The sequence below is a fragment of the Mycolicibacterium grossiae genome, from assembly GCF_008329645.1.
GTDB lineage: Bacteria > Actinomycetota > Actinomycetes > Mycobacteriales > Mycobacteriaceae > Mycobacterium > Mycobacterium grossiae.
The window spans coordinates 5538026-5553796 of the sequence record NZ_CP043474.1; the positions used below are offsets into that span (position 1 = coordinate 5538026).

General features: G+C 70.7%; 18 protein-coding genes. 6 read left to right on the forward strand and 12 right to left on the reverse strand.

Features of this window, described 5'->3' with window-relative positions:
* Window positions 1–64: 64 nt before the first annotated feature.
* Entirely contained in the window at window positions 65–1540 is a 1476-nt protein-coding gene (locus FZ046_RS26460) for a glycine hydroxymethyltransferase (protein ID WP_070351755.1), read from the reverse strand.
* Between the two features lie 67 nt (window positions 1541–1607).
* On the reverse strand, window positions 1608–2810 hold the full coding sequence (locus tag FZ046_RS26465) for a DUF885 domain-containing protein (protein WP_070351756.1): 1203 nt from the start codon (window positions 2808–2810) through the stop codon (window positions 1608–1610).
* 130 nt (window positions 2811–2940) lie between these two features.
* On the opposite strand from FZ046_RS26465, the gene coaA reads away from it, so the two are divergent.
* The gene (gene coaA / locus FZ046_RS26470) at window positions 2941–3879 is read left to right on the forward strand and encodes a type I pantothenate kinase (RefSeq protein ID WP_070351757.1); all 939 of its coding nucleotides are present in this window, start codon (window positions 2941–2943) and stop codon (window positions 3877–3879) included.
* Window positions 3880–3936: 57 nt separating this feature from the next.
* On the opposite strand, the gene FZ046_RS26475 is transcribed toward coaA, so the two are convergent.
* From FZ046_RS26475 to FZ046_RS26490, 4 genes are all read right to left on the reverse strand, one after another.
* Window positions 3937–4338, reverse strand: coding sequence for a hypothetical protein (locus FZ046_RS26475; RefSeq protein WP_070351758.1), 402 nt, complete (start codon window positions 4336–4338; stop codon window positions 3937–3939).
* A gap of 107 nt (window positions 4339–4445) precedes the next feature.
* On the reverse strand, window positions 4446–4853 hold the full coding sequence (locus tag FZ046_RS26480; protein ID WP_070351759.1) for a hypothetical protein: 408 nt from the start codon (window positions 4851–4853) through the stop codon (window positions 4446–4448).
* A gap of 131 nt (window positions 4854–4984) precedes the next feature.
* Window positions 4985–6352 (reverse strand): hypothetical protein, encoded by a 1368-nt coding sequence (locus tag FZ046_RS26485; RefSeq protein ID WP_070351760.1) that lies wholly within the window; start codon window positions 6350–6352, stop codon window positions 4985–4987.
* Window positions 6353–6428: 76 nt separating this feature from the next.
* A complete protein-coding gene (locus FZ046_RS26490) occupies window positions 6429–7223 on the reverse strand; it encodes a (2Z,6E)-farnesyl diphosphate synthase (RefSeq protein WP_070351761.1) in 795 nt (264 codons plus the stop codon).
* 140 nt (window positions 7224–7363) lie between these two features.
* Between FZ046_RS26490 and trhA the strand changes: the two genes are divergently transcribed.
* The gene (gene trhA, locus FZ046_RS26495; protein ID WP_170292539.1) at window positions 7364–8038 is read left to right on the forward strand and encodes a PAQR family membrane homeostasis protein TrhA; all 675 of its coding nucleotides are present in this window, start codon (window positions 7364–7366) and stop codon (window positions 8036–8038) included.
* A 5-nt stretch (window positions 8039–8043) separates the two neighbouring features.
* On the opposite strand, the gene FZ046_RS26500 is transcribed toward trhA, so the two are convergent.
* The 3 genes from FZ046_RS26500 to mca form a co-directional block, all read right to left on the reverse strand.
* The gene (locus tag FZ046_RS26500) at window positions 8044–8418 is read right to left on the reverse strand and encodes a nuclear transport factor 2 family protein (RefSeq protein ID WP_070351821.1); all 375 of its coding nucleotides are present in this window, start codon (window positions 8416–8418) and stop codon (window positions 8044–8046) included.
* Window positions 8419–8501: 83 nt separating this feature from the next.
* Entirely contained in the window at window positions 8502–8804 is a 303-nt protein-coding gene (locus tag FZ046_RS26505; protein ID WP_070351763.1) for a hypothetical protein, read from the reverse strand.
* A complete protein-coding gene (gene mca, locus FZ046_RS26510) occupies window positions 8801–9667 on the reverse strand; it encodes a mycothiol conjugate amidase Mca (protein WP_070351764.1) in 867 nt (288 codons plus the stop codon). Before mca ends, FZ046_RS26505 begins: the two co-directional genes overlap by 4 nt.
* A 129-nt stretch (window positions 9668–9796) precedes the next feature.
* Between mca and FZ046_RS26515 the strand changes: the two genes are divergently transcribed.
* The 3 genes from FZ046_RS26515 to FZ046_RS26525 all read left to right on the forward strand — a co-directional run bounded on the left by FZ046_RS26515 (window position 9797) and on the right by FZ046_RS26525 (window position 11722).
* Complete coding sequence (locus tag FZ046_RS26515; protein WP_070351765.1) at window positions 9797–10240, forward strand: DUF4307 domain-containing protein; 444 nt, start codon at window positions 9797–9799, stop codon at window positions 10238–10240.
* A gap of 255 nt (window positions 10241–10495) precedes the next feature.
* Window positions 10496–10990: a transcription elongation factor GreA gene (greA, locus tag FZ046_RS26520; protein ID WP_070351766.1), complete on the forward strand. Its 495-nt coding sequence runs from the start codon at window positions 10496–10498 to the stop codon at window positions 10988–10990.
* A gap of 81 nt (window positions 10991–11071) precedes the next feature.
* On the forward strand, window positions 11072–11722 hold the full coding sequence (locus tag FZ046_RS26525; RefSeq protein ID WP_070351767.1) for a GOLPH3/VPS74 family protein: 651 nt from the start codon (window positions 11072–11074) through the stop codon (window positions 11720–11722).
* Window positions 11723–11732: 10 nt separating this feature from the next.
* On the opposite strand, the gene FZ046_RS26530 is transcribed toward FZ046_RS26525, so the two are convergent.
* Window positions 11733–12911: a cystathionine gamma-synthase gene (locus tag FZ046_RS26530; protein WP_070351768.1), complete on the reverse strand. Its 1179-nt coding sequence runs from the start codon at window positions 12909–12911 to the stop codon at window positions 11733–11735.
* A gap of 32 nt (window positions 12912–12943) precedes the next feature.
* Here FZ046_RS26530 and FZ046_RS26535 point away from each other — a divergent pair, with 32 nt between their 5' ends.
* Window positions 12944–14122 (forward strand): acyl-CoA dehydrogenase family protein, encoded by a 1179-nt coding sequence (locus FZ046_RS26535; RefSeq protein WP_099045821.1) that lies wholly within the window; start codon window positions 12944–12946, stop codon window positions 14120–14122.
* On the opposite strand, the gene FZ046_RS26540 is transcribed toward FZ046_RS26535, so the two are convergent.
* Window positions 14106–14597, reverse strand: coding sequence for an RDD family protein (locus tag FZ046_RS26540; protein WP_070351769.1), 492 nt, complete (start codon window positions 14595–14597; stop codon window positions 14106–14108). The two genes, FZ046_RS26535 and FZ046_RS26540, sit on opposite strands and share 17 nt — an antisense overlap.
* Before the next feature lie 92 nt (window positions 14598–14689).
* Complete coding sequence (locus FZ046_RS26545; protein ID WP_070351770.1) at window positions 14690–15742, reverse strand: DUF2189 domain-containing protein; 1053 nt, start codon at window positions 15740–15742, stop codon at window positions 14690–14692.
* Window positions 15743–15771: the final 29 nt, after the last annotated feature.

Sequence of the window (15771 nt, forward strand, 5' to 3'; positions counted from 1 at the left end):
ACTGTAACCCGCCGACACACGTTCATTGAAATCCGGTGCGGTGTGTCCTTCCACCGCACGCGGACTACAGCGTCAGGCCGGGGTACAGCGGGTTTGCGTTCAGCATCTCCGCCGACGCGGCGTGCACGCGCTGCGCCGTGCCGTCGGCGATCGTGTACTTCGCCTTCGACGGTCCGGCGGAGGCCTGCGTAGGGGTGGTGTTGCGCAGCACCTCCACCACCAGCTCGGCCACGCGGTCGAAGTCCTCGGCACCGAAGCCGCGCGTCGTCAGCGCCGGCGTGCCGAACCGGATGCCGCTCGAATACCAGGCGCCGTTCGGGTCGTTCGGGATGGCGTTGCGGTTGGTGACGATGCCGGCGTCGAGCAGCGCCGACTCGGCCTGCCGGCCGGTGAGCCCGTAGGACTGCACGTCGAGCAGCACGATGTGGTTGTCGGTGCCGCCGGTGACCAGGGTCGCGCCGCGCTTGGTGAACCCCTCGGCCAGCGCCTTGGCGTTGTCGGCGACGTTCTGCGCGTAGGTGCGGAACGCGGGCTGACGGGCCTCGGCGAGCGCGACGGCCTTCGCGGCCATCACGTGGCTCAGCGGGCCGCCGAGCACCATCGGGCAGCCCTTGTCGACGGCGGGCGCGTACTCCTCGGTGGCGAGCACCAGGCCGCCGCGCGGACCGCGCAGCGACTTGTGCGTCGTGGTGGTCGTTACGTGCGCGTGCGGCACCGGGTCCTCGTCGCCGGTGAACACCTTGCCCGCGACCAGACCGGCGAAGTGCGCCATGTCGACCAGCAGGGTGGCGCCCACCTCGTCGGCGATCTCGCGCATCTTCGCGAAGTTCACCCGGCGCGGGTAGGCGGAGTAGCCCGCCACCAGGATCAGCGGCTTGAACTCGCGTGCCGCGGCGGCGACGGCGTCGTAGTCGATGAGCCCGCTCACCGGGTCCGTGCCGTAACTGCGCTGGTGGAACATCTTGCCGGAGATGTTCGGCCGGAAGCCGTGCGTGAGGTGACCGCCGGTGTCCAGGCTCATACCCAGCAGTCGCTGGTTGCCCAGCTGGTTGCGCAGCTTCTCCCAGTCGGCCTCGGAGAGGTCATTGACGTGCTTGGCGCCGAGTTCGGCCAGGCCGGGCGCCTCGATGCGGGTGGCGAGGATGGCCCAGAAGGCGACCAGGTTGGCGTCGATGCCGGAGTGCGGCTGCACGTAGGCGTACGGCGCGCCGAACAGCTCGCGGGCGTGCTCGGCCGCGAGTGCCTCGACGGTGTCGACGTTCTGGCAGGCGGCGTAGAACCGGTGCCCGACCGTGCCCTCGGCGTACTTGTCCGAGAACCAGGTGCCCATGGTGAGCAGCACCGCGGGCGACGCGTAGTTCTCGCTGGCGATGAGCTTCAGGGAGTCGCGCTGGTCGGCCAGCTCCTGGCGGGTGGCCGCCGCGATGCGGGGTTCGACCTGTTCGATGACCTCGAGGGCCGAGCGGTAGGCGGCGCTGGCGGTGACGGCGTACTCGGCGCCGAGGCCGTTCGACGGTGCGGTCACGGGTTCTGCGGTCATGGGTACGAGGGTAGTCCGAGGACACCCGCCGACCCATCCCGCCTGCTGGTTCGCCGCCGTCGAGAACTCAGGCGGCGCGCAGGGCCGACGGCATCAGCGGCTCGTCGAGCAGCCGCCGGAACCGCTCGGTCAGCGTGACCTCGGCCGGGCGCGCGTCGAGCCAGGTGCGCAGCAGCCGGTAACCCTCGACGTAGGTCGAGGTGTACGCGCGCCACAGCGGCGAGGACAGGAAGCGCAGGGACTGCCGGGCCCGGGCCTCGGTGGTCAGCGACCAGCGCTGCAGGTACGCCGCCACCTCGTCGACGTCGCGGTGTTCGTCGTGCAGCATCAGCGCGGCGTCCTGGCGGACGTCGGCGAGTGCGGCCGCCGCGGCCGAGATGGCCTCGGCGCGTTCGCCGTCGAAGCGCAGCCCCAGATCGGCGTAGATCTCGGCCGCCCAGGCACCCCACCCCGCGCCGACGACGGCGTAGAGCGCGAGGTCGGCGAGGCCCTCGGCCATCAGGCACTGCGGGGTGTTGACGAGGAAGATCGTCTGTTCGGCCTGCCCGTCGCGCGCCACCAGGCCGGCCTCCTTGCGGCAGTGCTCGGTGTGATGGCCGGGGTAGGACTCGTGGGCGACGAGCCGCGGCAGGTTGGACATCTGCTGCTTGAGGTCGGCGTTGACCGCCACGGTCGACTGGTAGTCGCCGCGGTAGTAGTTGAAGCCCGACCACGGCTTGTCGGTGACGATCTCGTAGTCGATGGTCTCGGTGTCGGGCAGCGGGTACTCCGCGCGCACCCGGTCGCGCAGTGCGCTGGAGAAGGCGTGGATGCATTCCTCGAGGCGCTCCGGCGGGATCTCCTCGCCGGAGCGGTAGGCCTGCATCCGGTCGGCCAGCGGGCCCGATCCGCCGAGCGCCTCGTCGAGCAGGCGGTGTGCGTCGCGGTAGCGGTCGGTGTCGCCCTTGACGATGTCGACGTCGAAGTAGGCGCGCACCTCGTCGACGAAGCCGACGTCCTCCCCGGCGAACTTGCGGCCGGCGCAGTCCAGCGCCCGCAGGTGCGCGGCGAGGTAGTCCACCCGCGCCGCGTCGAGCCCGTCGACCTGGTGCACCTCGGTCAGCAGCCGGCGGGCGTCGCGGGCCAGCGCCGCGGGCTCCGGGGCGGGTTCGTCGGCCACCTGGGCGCGCAGGGCGGGGTCGCCGGTGAACGAGTCGACGTAGCCCTCCTCGATCCGGTCGAACCGCAGGCCGAGCAGGAGGTAGTCGCGGATGACGGTGGTGGCGTCCATGCCCACGAGCGTAGGTGCAAGACTTGCCGGGCGACGGGAATGGTGCCGGGGCGAGCGGAGCGACGGGGATAGTGCCGGGGCGAGCGGAGCGACGGGGATAGTGCCGGGGCGACGGGCGAAATGGAGAGGGATGGCGCGGACGAGCGAGCCGAGTCCATACGTCGAGTTCGACCGCAGTCAGTGGCGGTCGCTGCGCATGTCCACGCCGTTGAAGCTGACCGAGGCCGAGCTGCGGGGCCTGCGGGGCCTCGGCGAGCAGGTCGATCTGCTGGAGGTCGAGGAGGTCTACCTCCCGCTCGCGCGCTTGATCCACCTGCAGGTCGCCGCCCGGCAGCGGCTCTACGCCTCGACCGCGGACTTCCTCGGCGAGCCGCATCAGAACCCGGATCGCCCGGTGCCGTTCATCATCGGCGTCGCCGGCAGCGTGGCGGTGGGCAAGTCGACGACCGCGCGTGTGCTGCAGGCATTGCTGGCGCGCTGGGAGCACCACCCGCGGGTCGACCTGGTGACCACCGATGGCTTCCTCTACCCCAACGCCGAGTTGCGGCGCCGGAACCTGATGCATCGCAAGGGTTTTCCGGAGAGTTATGACCGCCGGACCCTGATGCGCTTCGTCACCGCGGTGAAGGCCGGTTCCGACGAGGTGTTCGCGCCGGTGTACTCGCACCTGCTGTACGACATCGTGCCGGGCGAGAAGATGATCACCCGGCATCCGGACATTCTCATTCTCGAGGGCCTCAACGTGTTGCAGACCGGCCCTGCGCTCATGGTGTCGGATCTCTTCGACTTCTCGGTCTACGTCGACGCGCGCATCGAGGACATCGAGGGCTGGTACGTGTCGCGGTTCCTGGCGATGCGTGCCGGCGCCTTCGCCGATCCGCAGTCGCACTTCCACCACTATTCGACGTTGACCGACGAGCAGGCGATCTTCGCCGCCCGAGACATCTGGAATTCGATCAACCGGCCGAACCTGATCGACAACATCCTGCCGACCCGGCCGCGCGCGACGCTGGTGCTGCGCAAGGACGCCGACCACTCCATCAACCGGCTGCGGCTCCGCAAACTGTGATTTCTGCGCGCTTCCGTTCGGTGAGCGAACGAAAGCGCGCAGAAATCGCATGGGGAATCAGGCGCGGAGGCGGCGCAGGCCGACGTACTGCAGGTCGGCCATGACCAGCGTGTAGACGCCGCTGGCGAGGGTGACGACGACGCCCACGGTGGTCAACGGCATGACGTCGGCGATCACCAGGATCACGGCACCGACGGTGAAGACCAGGTTCGCGGCGATCACCCAGATGCCGGGCACGCGGACGGCGGGACGGCGCGACAGCGCGTAGACGACGATTCCGTAGGCGACCAGGAAGGCGCTGAAGGCGTACTCGAACGCCGGGGTCGTGCCGGACCAGGCCGCGAGTCGCGGCGCGATCGCGAGGCCGGCCAGTCCGACGAGGCCGGAGCAGACGGCGTCGAGTCGCAGCGCGAAGCGCAGGAAGCCGTCCTTGGCAGTGGTGGGGAGCGTGGCGGTCATGGGATGTGCCTTTCTTCTTCGGTGGGGGTTGTGACGGGAAACCGGCGCGGGGTCCGCGAGCCCTGACCTCTCGGGGCGGCGCGGGCCCCGCACCGGTGGTGTGCGAGTCACGCCAGGCGGCGGACTCCGAGGTACTGCAGGCCGGCGAAACCGAGCGTCACCGCGACGGTGCCGAGCAGCAGCCCGACGCCGGTGGCGGTGAGCGGCAGGAGACCCGCGACGAGCACCGCGAGCGCGGCGACGGCGGCGACGACGTTGGCGAGCACGACGCCGATCCCCACCCGGCGCACGTCCGCGACGGCCGCGAGGACGTACAGCGTGGCGCCGTAGCCGACGAGCGCGGCCCCGGAGATCCACTCGGCGACGGCCGACAGCCCGGACATCCGTGAGAGCGGATCGGCGGCGAAGGCGACCAGCAGCCCGGTGCCGGCGCACAGGGTGGCGTCGGCCCGCAGGGCGAAGCGCAGCAGGGAGTCTGCGCTGTCGGTCAGTGGTCTGTGGGTGATGGCGGTCATGGCTGGCTCCTCGACGTTGAGGTGGTCCGGTGGACACCTCGAACCGTGCCTTTCGGAGCACTGCCAAATCGACGCCGGACGCTGCCAGACGCTGCCAACCGCAGGTCAGGGAACCGCGCGGCGGATGGACGTCAGCGGGCGGCGGTCACCGGCGTGCCGCGCAGATCCGCGGCGATGACCTTCGCCGCGGCGTTCTGCCAGTTGTGCAGCGAGCGCTGCGGTACCTCGGTGACGAACCACTGCCAGGCGCGGCGTGCGACCGGGTCCAGACCGGCGGCGGTGGCGTTCTGGGCGTAGGCCCGCACGCCGACGACATAGGGGAAGTACAGCGAGTTGTAGTGCCGCCACTGCTCGGTGGTGCCGAACTCGCCGCCGTCGCGCGGCTTCAGCGCGGCGATCCGGTCGGCGAGCAGGGCCCGCAACTCGTTGGCGCGTTCCAACGGCTGATCCGGGGCACCGCGTTCGGCGAGCCGCGCGTCGACCGCGGGCAGTGCGGTGAGCGGGCTCGCGACGAGCTTGGACAGGTCGCCGTAGTGGCCGAGCGCACGCCGGGTGAGCCGGACGAACGTCTCGTCGTCGACGGCGTCGAGCGGGTTGGCCGCGCGGCGGGGTAGCGCGGTCTCGGTGCGGCGCAACGCGTCGCGGTCGGCGCGCAGGTCCGGAGCGCCGGCGAAGGCGACGCGGTCGAGCAGCCCGGCGAGCGGATCCGCCAGCACGTTGATCGCGATCGCGACGGCGAGGCTGGTGAACAGCAGGACGGTCAGCGCGAGATTCTCCGTGCCGGCGTCGAGGACGGCCATGCCGATCAGGGCCTGCCCGCCGAACAGCGTCGCCACCACGGCGGTCCCGATGACCGAGCGGCGCATGTCGGCCCGCAGCGCCTGCCCCTCGTCGAACGCATCCCACGCCGCGACGGCGATGCCGAGCAGCAGCACGTCGAACCCCGTGGACGCCAGGGCCAGCCAGCTCGGCACCAGCCCCAGCGGAATCACCAGGATGGCGTTGCCGAGTGCGAAGAAGAGCGTCGCGACGACCACCACGCCGGTCACCGAACGCGGCCGCCGCCCGCCGGTCACGGCACGCACCATGGCGCCCAGCGTGGCGAGCGAGACGACGCCGAACATCACCCAGTGCCCCAGCCGCAGCGGCCCGTCGACCCCGCCGGCGAGCGCCGCGCCGGTCCACGCCGCCGCGGCGACGACGGTCACCGTGGCGATCTCCCCGACGCGACCGCGCCAGGTGTCGCCCGGGCGGGTGAACTCCAGTAGCACCGCGAACCACGCGATGCCCGGCACGACGACGAGGTAGACCTCGACGTGGCCCAGCAGCGATGCGTGCGCCGGCACCGTCAGCCGCACCGCGTCGAGCGCCACGACCACGGCGAAGCTGGTGAGACCAAGAGCGGCCAGCGCGAGGACGGGTTTGCGGGGCCCGCGAGCCAGCAGGTACAGCCCGAGCCACCAGCTCAGGGCGAACACCACTGCGGACATCGCAGCCATGCCCTCAGTGTGGCACGGCCCACGCGCGGATCACGCGCCGTACCGGCGGAAGATCAGACGCCGTACCGGCGGACGATCAGACGCCGTACCGGCGGTGCCGCAGGGTGTAATCGCGCAGCGCCCGCAGGAAGTCGACGCGGCGGAACGCCGGCCAGTGCGCATCGGTGAACCACATCTCCGAGTACGCGCTCTGCCACAGCAGGAAGCCCGAGAGCCGCTGCTCCCCCGACGTGCGGATGACGAGGTCCGGGTCGGGCTGACCGGAGGTGTAGAGGTTCTCCGAGATGGCATCCACGGTCACGGCGTCGACCAGCCCGTCGCCGCTGACGCCGTTGGCGAGTTCCTTGCCCAGCAGCGCACGGACGGCGTTGACGATCTCCTGCCGGCCGCCGTACCCGACGGCGACGTTGACGTGGAAGCGCCCGTCGGCGGCGTCGGTGCTCGAGTCGACGGCGTCTCGCAGCCGGCGCGCGGGCTCGGTGCCCAGCAGCTCCAGGTCACCGACGGTCCGCACGCTCCAACGGTTCACCGGGGCACAGATCTGCTCGACGACGTCGGTGATGATGTCGATCAGGTCGGCGAGTTCGCGCGGGTCGCGCTGCAGGTTCTCCGTCGACAGCAGGTACACCGTCGCCATCTGCACGCCGGTCTCCTGGCACCAGCGCAGCATCTCGGCGATCTTCGCGGCCCCCACGCGGTAGCCGTAGCTGACGTCGTCGTGCCCGGTGGCCCGGGCCCAGCGGCGGTTGCCGTCGCACAGCACGGCGATGTGGCGCGGCAGGTCGTCGCGGGCCTTCGCCAGCTCCTGACGCAGCCGCATCTCGTAGAGCCGGTAGGCGGGCTCCTTGAGGCGCGGGGGAATGATCTCCACGGGTATCCAGACTACTGTTGATGGCCAAACCCCATGCTGCTTAGTGGAGGTGGAGTGCAGTGAATACGAGCAAGGCCGACACCGCCTTCGACACGGCCGACGAAGCACAGCAGCCGCCGCCGCGGAGCTACGCGGAGGACCTGCCCACTGCCGTCGCCGACGGCGTCGCGCAGTTCCTCGGCAAGCCCCGCGCGCGCGGCTGGATCCACGTGTACTCGGCGGTGGTCGCGACGATCGCGGGCGCGGCGCTGGTGTCGGTGTCGTGGTCGGTGGAGTCGACCCGGGCCGGTCTGGCGACGCTGCTGTACACGTTCACCATCGTCGCGATGTTCGCCGTCAGCGGCACCTACCACCGGGTCAACTGGCGTTCGCCGTCGGCGCGCAAGTGGATGAAGCGCGCCGACCACTCGATGATCTTCGTCTTCATCGCGGGTAGCTACACGCCGTTCGCCCTGCTCGCACTGCCGTCACAAAAGGGCATGGTGCTGTTCTGGATCGTCTGGGGCGGCGCACTGGCAGGCGTCCTGCTGAAGTGCTTCTGGCCGTCGGCGCCGCGCTGGGTGGGCGTGCCGCTGTACATCCTGCTGGGCTGGGTGGCGGCGTGGTTCATCGGGCCGATCATGGACGGCGCGGGCGTCGCGGCGGTCGTGCTGTTGATCGTCGGCGGCGCGCTCTACAGCATCGGCGGCGTGCTGTACGGGCTGAAGTGGCCGAACCCGTGGCCCACCACGTTCGGTCACCACGAGTTCTTCCACGCCTGCACCGCGGTCGCGGCGATCTGTCACTACATCGCGATGTGGTTCGCCGTCTTCTAGCGACGTCAGAGCTGGGTGACGTCGTCCTGCGACCAGTAGGCCTTCATCGAGGCGATCCGGGCGTCCTCGTCGAACGTCATGACGCTGATGATCTCGATGCGCATGCCGCCCGCGTCCCCGAACTTCACGGTGAGGTTCCAGAAGAAGGCAGCCTCGTGACCGAGGGCGCGCAGCGTGACCATCTCCGCGGAGCAGTTCGCGCCGGCGATGTTGGCGTAGAAACCGTGGATGGCCTGACGGCCGATGTGCACCTCGCCGCCGACCGGGTCCTCGACCGTGGCGTCGTCGGCGTAGAGGTTCGCGATGTCGTCGGTCGCACCCTTCTCGACGGCCTCGAGGTAGCGGTGCACGGTCTGGCGGATCTGCTCGGCGCTCGGCATGAGCCGCACGCTACACGGCGGCCGACGGGGCCGACGCGAGATCCGCGGCGGTGGTGACGGGCAGGTCAGCGGCAGGACCGGCGCTACGGGCCCGGGTCGCGACGGGGTCCGCCGGCGCCGCCGCCCGCGGCGTCCGGAGGGCCGACGGTGTGATCGTCGACGGTGCCGTCGTCGAGGGCCTGGTCGGGTTCGGGGTGCTCGGGATCGAACGATTCCGGAAGCCGCTTGAGGTGGCGGTTCATCGACCACACCAGCAGGAAGGTGCCGATCAACAGGACCACGACGACGAGCAGCCCGAACGGGCTCGCCTTGCCGAAGTCCGGTCCGGTCTCGCGGGGCGTGTCGTCGGCGAGCAGGCCCGCGACGAGCAGCAGCGAGTCCGTCACGGCTCGATCCCGGTGAAGAGGTCGTCCTCGGGCAGGGTCAGCGGCACCCGCGACCGTGCGATCTCGTACTCCTCAGTGGGCCACAGCCGCTGCTGCCACTCCATCGGGGTGGTGAAGAAGAAGCTGTTCGGGTCGATCTGCGTGGCGTGCGCCAGCAGCGCCCGGTCCCGCTGGTCGAAGTACTTGGCGCACTCGATGCGGGTGGTGACGCGCTTGGAGAGCAGGTCGTCGTTCGGGTCCCAGTTCTCCAGCCACTTGGCGAACGGGCCCTCCTGGCCGTGCCGGGCGAACTCGTCCTGTAGCACCTGCATGCGCTGCCGCAGGAAGCCGTGGTTGTAGTAGAGCTTCGCGACGTTCCAGGGCTCGCCCGCCTCGGGGTACAGCCGGTAGTCGCCGGCCGCCTCGTAGGCGGCGACGGATACCTGGTGGCAGCGGATGTGGTCCGGGTGCGGGTAGCCACCGGTCTCGTCGTAGGTGGTCATGACGTGCGGCTTGAACTCGCGGATGACCTTGACCAGGGCCTCGACGGGCTGCTCGATGGGCACCACGGCGAAGCAGCCGTCGGGCAGCGGCGGCAGCGGATCGCCCTCGGGCAGACCGGAGTCGATGAAGCCCAGCCAGTGGTGCTCGACGCCGAGGATCTCGGCGGCCTTCGCCATCTCGTCGCGGCGGATCTCGTGGATCCGGCCGTGCACCTCGGGCAGGTCCATCGCGGGGTTCAGGATGTCGCCGCGCTCGCCGCCGGTCAGCGACACCACCATGACGCGGGCACCCTCGTCGGCGTACTTCGCCATGGTCGCCGCACCCTTGCTGGACTCGTCGTCCGGGTGGGCGTGCACCGCCATCAGTCGCAGTTCACTCACTCGTGCCTACCTGCTCGCTTCACTCGTCGCGGACTCGTCGGTGGATTGCAACGCGTCCTGACGTCCTATAGTTCCAGTCCGAGTCCGCGCGTCCGAACTCAACCCGTCCCCGCGCACCCGAAGGGCCCCATGATCGAGCGCCCCGCCGCCCGCTACGGGCGTCAGCGTCTGTCGCGCCGCGCCCGGCGCCGCATCGCGATCGGGCTGACGCTGCTCATCGTCGCGGTGGGCGTGGTGATCGCACTCATCGGCTACCAGCGTCTCGGCACGGCCGAGGTGAAGGGCGAACTCAGCGCCTACCGCCTGATCGACGGACACACCGCCGAGGTGACGATCGGCGTCACCCGGCAGGACCCCGCCCAGCCGGTGGTGTGCATCGTGCGCGCCCGCTCGGTCGACGGCAGCGAGGTGGGCCGTCGTGAACTGCTGGTACCGCCGTCGGATCGGGACACCGTGCAGGTGACCACCATCGTGAAGACCACCCGCGAGCCGGCCGTCGGCGACGTCTACGGATGCGGCACCGACGTGCCGTCCTACCTGGTCACGCCGTCGCAGGCGCCGCCGGCCGGCTAGCGCCGGGGCCTGTGGGCGGACCGCCCGGGGCGGCGCGTCGGCGACCATTCGACCAACGCCGCGCAGCGAAACCGTGAAAAGCGGTTGACCTCGCGGTGGTATCATTGGCGCATACACGGTTCCGCTATGGGCCGTGTATTGCTGCATTTGCGTGGGGGGCAACGGCTGTGATCGCGGCAACACACGGCTTCGACGACCACAACCGACCGCGCTAGACGAACCGAGCGCGAAAGACCAAGACAGGAGCGCGACGAGATGACCGACACCCAGGTGACCTGGCTGACCCAGGAGTCGCACGACCGGCTCAAGGCGGAACTCGACGAGCTGATCGCCAACCGCCCCGTGATCGCGGCCGAGATCAACGACCGCCGCGAGGAGGGCGACCTCCGCGAGAACGGCGGCTACCACGCCGCCCGCGAAGAGCAGGGCCAGCAGGAGGCCCGCATCCGCCAGCTGCAGGAGCTGCTGAACAGCGCCAAGGTCGGCGAGGCGCCCAAGCAGTCCGGCATCGCCCTGCCCGGCTCGGTCGTCACCGTGTACTACGACGGCGACGAGTCCGACGAGGAGACCTTCCTGATCGCCACCCGCCAGGAGGGCGTCAGCGACGGCAAGATCGAGGTGTACTCCCCCAACTCGCCGCTCGGCGGTGCGCTGCTCGACGCGAAGGTCGGCGAGACGCGCGAGTACACCGTGCCCAACGGCAACACCATCAAGGTGACGCTGGTCAAGGCCGAGCCCTACCGCCCCTAGCCCCACCGGCCCGGAGCCCTTCCGCCCCGGCGCCCCAAGGCGGGTTGGACCGGGACCGTCGGCTGCTCTACGGTCCCTGTCGTGGCGCGGATCGCAGAGGACCTGTTCCTGCTCCTGCTCGACAACGCCGCAGCTCAACCGGCCCTCGAGCCGGACCGTCGCGGTCGGTTGCTCTCGGGCGCCATGCTGCTGGACCTCGCGCACGCGTGCCGCATCCGTCCCGCCGGCCCCGGCGATCCCGCCGACACCGGCCACCTGCTGGCGTTGGCCGCGCCGGGCCCGGTCGATCCGGTCGTCGCGCCCGCGGTCGAGCTGCTGACGCGCAAGCCGCTACGGGCGAAGACCGCGGTGGCGAAGCTCCGCAAGGGCGCCCAGGACCGGGTGGCCGCACACCTCGAACGGCTGGGCGTCGTCACTCGGGTGCCCGTCGGGCCGCGGGAGTTCGCCTGGCCGATCGCCGACCGCGCCCGGGTGGGCGCCGCGCGGGCCGCCGTGCTGGGCGCGCTGTTCGACGGCGCCGCACCGGCTCCGTCGACGGCGGCGATCGTGACGCTGCTGCATGCGGCGGACGGACTCGGCGCCCTGCTGAGCCTCAACGACCGCGGCTGGCGCTGGGTGCACGCCCGGGCCAGCGAGATCGCGAGCGGCAGCTGGGTCGACGAATCCCCCACCGGCCTGCCGGAGATGAACCTCGCGGTCACCGCGTCGGCAGTGCGGTCGGCCCTCTCCTAGAACCGGGCCGTCAGCGCTGCTGCAGCGCCGCGTCCAGGTCGGCGATCAGATCGCCGACGTCCTCGATGCCGACCGACAGCCGGACCAGGTCCTCGGGGACCTCGAGCTGGGAGCCCGCGGTGGACGCGTGCGTCATCGCGCCGGGATGCTCGATCAGCGACTCCACCCCGCCGAGCGACTCGGCGAGGATGAACACCTCGGTGCGGGCGCACAGCTCGAGGGCCGCCGCGCGACCGCCGGCCAAGCGGATCGAGATCATGCCGCCGAACCCGGACATCTGCCGCGCGGCGACGTCGTGGTTGGGGTGCCCGGGCAGCCCGGGGTACAGCACGGTGGTCACGGCGGGATGCTCGGCCAGGAACTCCGCGACCGTGGCGGCGTTGTCGCTGTGCCGCTGCATGCGCAGCACGAGGGTCTTCAGACCGCGCATCGTGAGGTACGCGTCGAACGGGCCGGGCACGGCGCCGGAGCCGTTCTGCAGGAAGCCGAAGGCGGCGTCGAGTTCCTCGTCGTTGGTCACCAGCGCTCCGCCGACGACGTCGGAGTGCCCGCCGATGTACTTGGTGGTGGAGTGCAGCACCACGTCGGCGCCCAGGGCCAGCGGCTGCTGCAGCGCCGGCGAGGCGAACGTGTTGTCCACCAGCACCTTCACCCCGTCGGGGGCGGCCAGCTCCGCGATCCCGGCGATGTCGGCGATCGTCAGCAGCGGGTTGGTGGGCGTCTCGACCCAGATCAGCTTCGTCTTCGGCGTCACCGCGGCGCGCACCGAGTCGAGGTCGGACTGCATGGCGGGCGAGTATTCGATGCCCCACTGCGTGAAGACCTTGTCGATCAACCGGAAGGTGCCGCCGTACGCGTCGTTGGGGATGACGACGTGGTCACCGGGCCGCAGGATCGCCCGCAGCGCGCAGTCGGTGGCGGCCATGCCCGAGGCGAACGCCCGACCGTAGTCACCACCCTCGACCGCGGCGAGCACCCCCTCGAGCGCCGTGCGGGTCGGGTTGCCGGTGCGCGCGTACTCGTACCCACTGCGCAGCCCGCCGACGCCGTCCTGGGCGAACGTCGAGCTGGCGTAGATGGGCGCGTTGACCGCACCGGTCGCCAGGTCGGGCCGGTATCCCGCGTGGATCGCCCGGGTGGCCGGACCGAAGGCCCGGTAGTGATCCGCTGCGCTGCGCCTTTCGCTCATGATGCTTCAGGGTAGCGGTGTAGAACTGACCCATGTCCACGTCTGCGACCGCCACGATCGAAAGCCTCCTCGACCTCGACTCGCTGCTGACTCCCGAGGACCTCGAGGTGCGGGCCATGGTCCGTGAGTTCGGCGAGCAGCGCCTGCGCCCGCACGTGGCGCAGTGGTTCGAGTCCGGCGAGGTACCGGTCCGCGATCTCGCGGTGGAGATCGGCAAGCTCGGCCTGCTCGGCATGCATCTGACGGGCTACGGCTGCAGCGGCTCGAGCGCCACCGCGTACGGCCTGGTGTGTCAGGAGTTGGAGGCCGTCGACAGCGGGTTGCGCAGCCTGGTCTCGGTGCAGGGGTCGCTGGCGATGTTCGCGATCCACCACTGGGGCAGCGAAGAGCAGCGCGAGGAGTGGCTGCCCGGGATGGCCGCCGGCGAGCTGATCGGCTGCTTCGGCCTCACCGAGCCGGACTTCGGCTCCAACCCCGGCGGCATGCGGACCACCGCGCGGCGCGACGGTTCGGACTGGATCCTCAACGGCTCGAAGATGTGGATCACCAACGCGTCGATCGCCGACGTGGCGGTCGTGTGGGCGCGCGCCGAGGAAGGCGTGATCGGCTTCGCGGTGCCGACGTCGACGCCCGGGTTCAGCGCGCGCGAGATGACGCACAAGATGTCGCTGCGGGCGTCGGTCACATCGGAGTTCAGCCTCGACGACGTCCGCCTCCCCGAGGACGCGAAACTGCCCGGCGCACGCGGGCTCTCGGGCCCGTTGGCATGCCTGTCCGAGGCGCGCTTCGGCATCGTCTTCGGCGCGGTGGGCGCGGCCCGGGACTGTCTGGAGGCCACGCTCGACTACGTCGGCACCCGCGAGGTCTTCGACAAGCCGCTGTCCGCCTATCAGCTGTCCCAGGCGAAGATCGCCGACATGGCCGTCGAGCTGGGCAAGGCGCAACTGCTCGCGCTGCACCTGGGACGGCTGAAGGACGACGGCAAGATCCGGCCCGAGCAGGTCAGCGTCGGCAAGCTGAACAACGTGCGCGAGGCGCTGAAGATCGCGCGCCAGTGCCGAACCCTGTTGGGCGCGAACGGCATCACGCTCGAGTACCCGGTGATCCGGCATGCCAACAACCTGGAGTCGGTGCTGACCTACGAGGGCACCTCGGAGGTGCACCAGCTGGTGATCGGCGAGGCGCTGACGGGGGTCAGCGCGTTCCGCTGACGCAGACCGTCGCCGCGAGCTTGTCGGCGAAACTCTGGTTGCGCCGGTCCCACAGCGGCCACAGGAACCCCAGCCCCAGCGTGACGACGTTGAGCAGTTGTCCCGCCGTTCGTGCCAGTGCCCACCAGAAACCTACCGGCGCACCGGTTTCCGCTCCGACGACGTACAGGCCGAACGCCGACTTGCCGACCGTCGCGCCGCGCCGGCCCTGTCGCCAGCCGGCGTTCCACACCAGGTAGCCGACGGCCAGTAGCCAAACCAGGCCGTAGGCCAGCGATCCCAGCGGACTGATGCCGTTGGCGCACTCGGCGCCGAGGTCCAGGGCGGAGGTGTCGGCATCGCACGCGCGGTTGCGGGTCAGCCACAGCACGCCCAGCGCGAGGCCGAACAGCACCGCGACCGGCAGCAGGTCGAGGACGAAGGCGCCCGCACGCCGCGGCCACGGCGCGTACCGGACATCGGTCGGAACGACCACTGCGCTTCCCCTTCCGGGCTCGGGTCTCCATCGAAACACGTCGGCCCCGCGGCGAGACACCGCGGGGCCGACGGTTCGGCGTCAGGGCCGGGTCACTGCGTGACCGGCGCCACCTGCCCACCGGTGAGGCGGCGGTAGGTGTACACCAGGAACAGCGCGGCGACGGGCGCGGCGACCAGCAGGCCGACGCCGCACACCAGCGCGCCGACGAACAGCGTCACCGCGTAGATCAACCACGCCAGCAGCGTCGGGACGAAGTGGGACTTCGTGATGTCGATGCTGGTCTTGATGCCGTCGATCGGCGACAGGTTGCGGTCGACGATCGACACCGTGGTGTAGAAGGCGAAGATCGACACGATGAGGCCGGGGATGACGCACAGCGCCGAGCCGATCGACGTCGCGATGCCGACCAGCAGGCTGGCCAGCAGCACGCTGCCGACGTTGCGCGGCTTGAAGAACGAGCCGATGGTCACCGGCTGGCCGTTGGCGATGTCGAGCAGTCCGCCGTAGTACGCGGACGCGATTGCGCCGGCCACCACGAACAGGATGAGGTAGCCGATCACCATCGTGATGATGCCGCCGGTGCTCAGTCCGCTGCTGTAGGAGAAGCTGACGCCGCTCTCGTAGGACTCGTAGGTGCTGGTCCCGTCGGAGCCGAGCGCGGCCGTCGCGGCGGTGATGATGCCGTACACGATGCCGAGGACGATGGCGTAGACCAGCGTCGGGACGATCAGTGCGACGGCGTTCTTGCTGAACTTGTTCCACGCCCAGCCGAAGGCCTCGCCCACGGAGTAGGGCTGCTGCTGGCCGCCGAAGCCGCCGGCGCCGTACCCGGGTGCGGGCGGCGGCGGGTAGTTGCCCTGCGGCGGAGGAGGGTAGCCCCCGGGCGGCGGGGGCGGGTACGCGCCACCGGGAGGCGGCGGGGGCGGGTAGTTGCCCTGCGGCGGAGGAGGATAGCTGCCGGGCGGCGGAGGCGGCGGCTGATATCCGGGAGGCGGGGACTGATACCCGGGAGGCGGCGGCTGGTAGCCGGGGGGCGGCGGCTGGTAGCCCGGGGGCGGCTCGTTGCCGCCGGCCTGCGGGGGCTGCTGCGGTTCGTAGCCGCCGCCTTGGGGCGGCGGGTAATTGCCGGGACGTTGTGTCATGAGGTGCTCACTCCTGTCGACTGCCGATG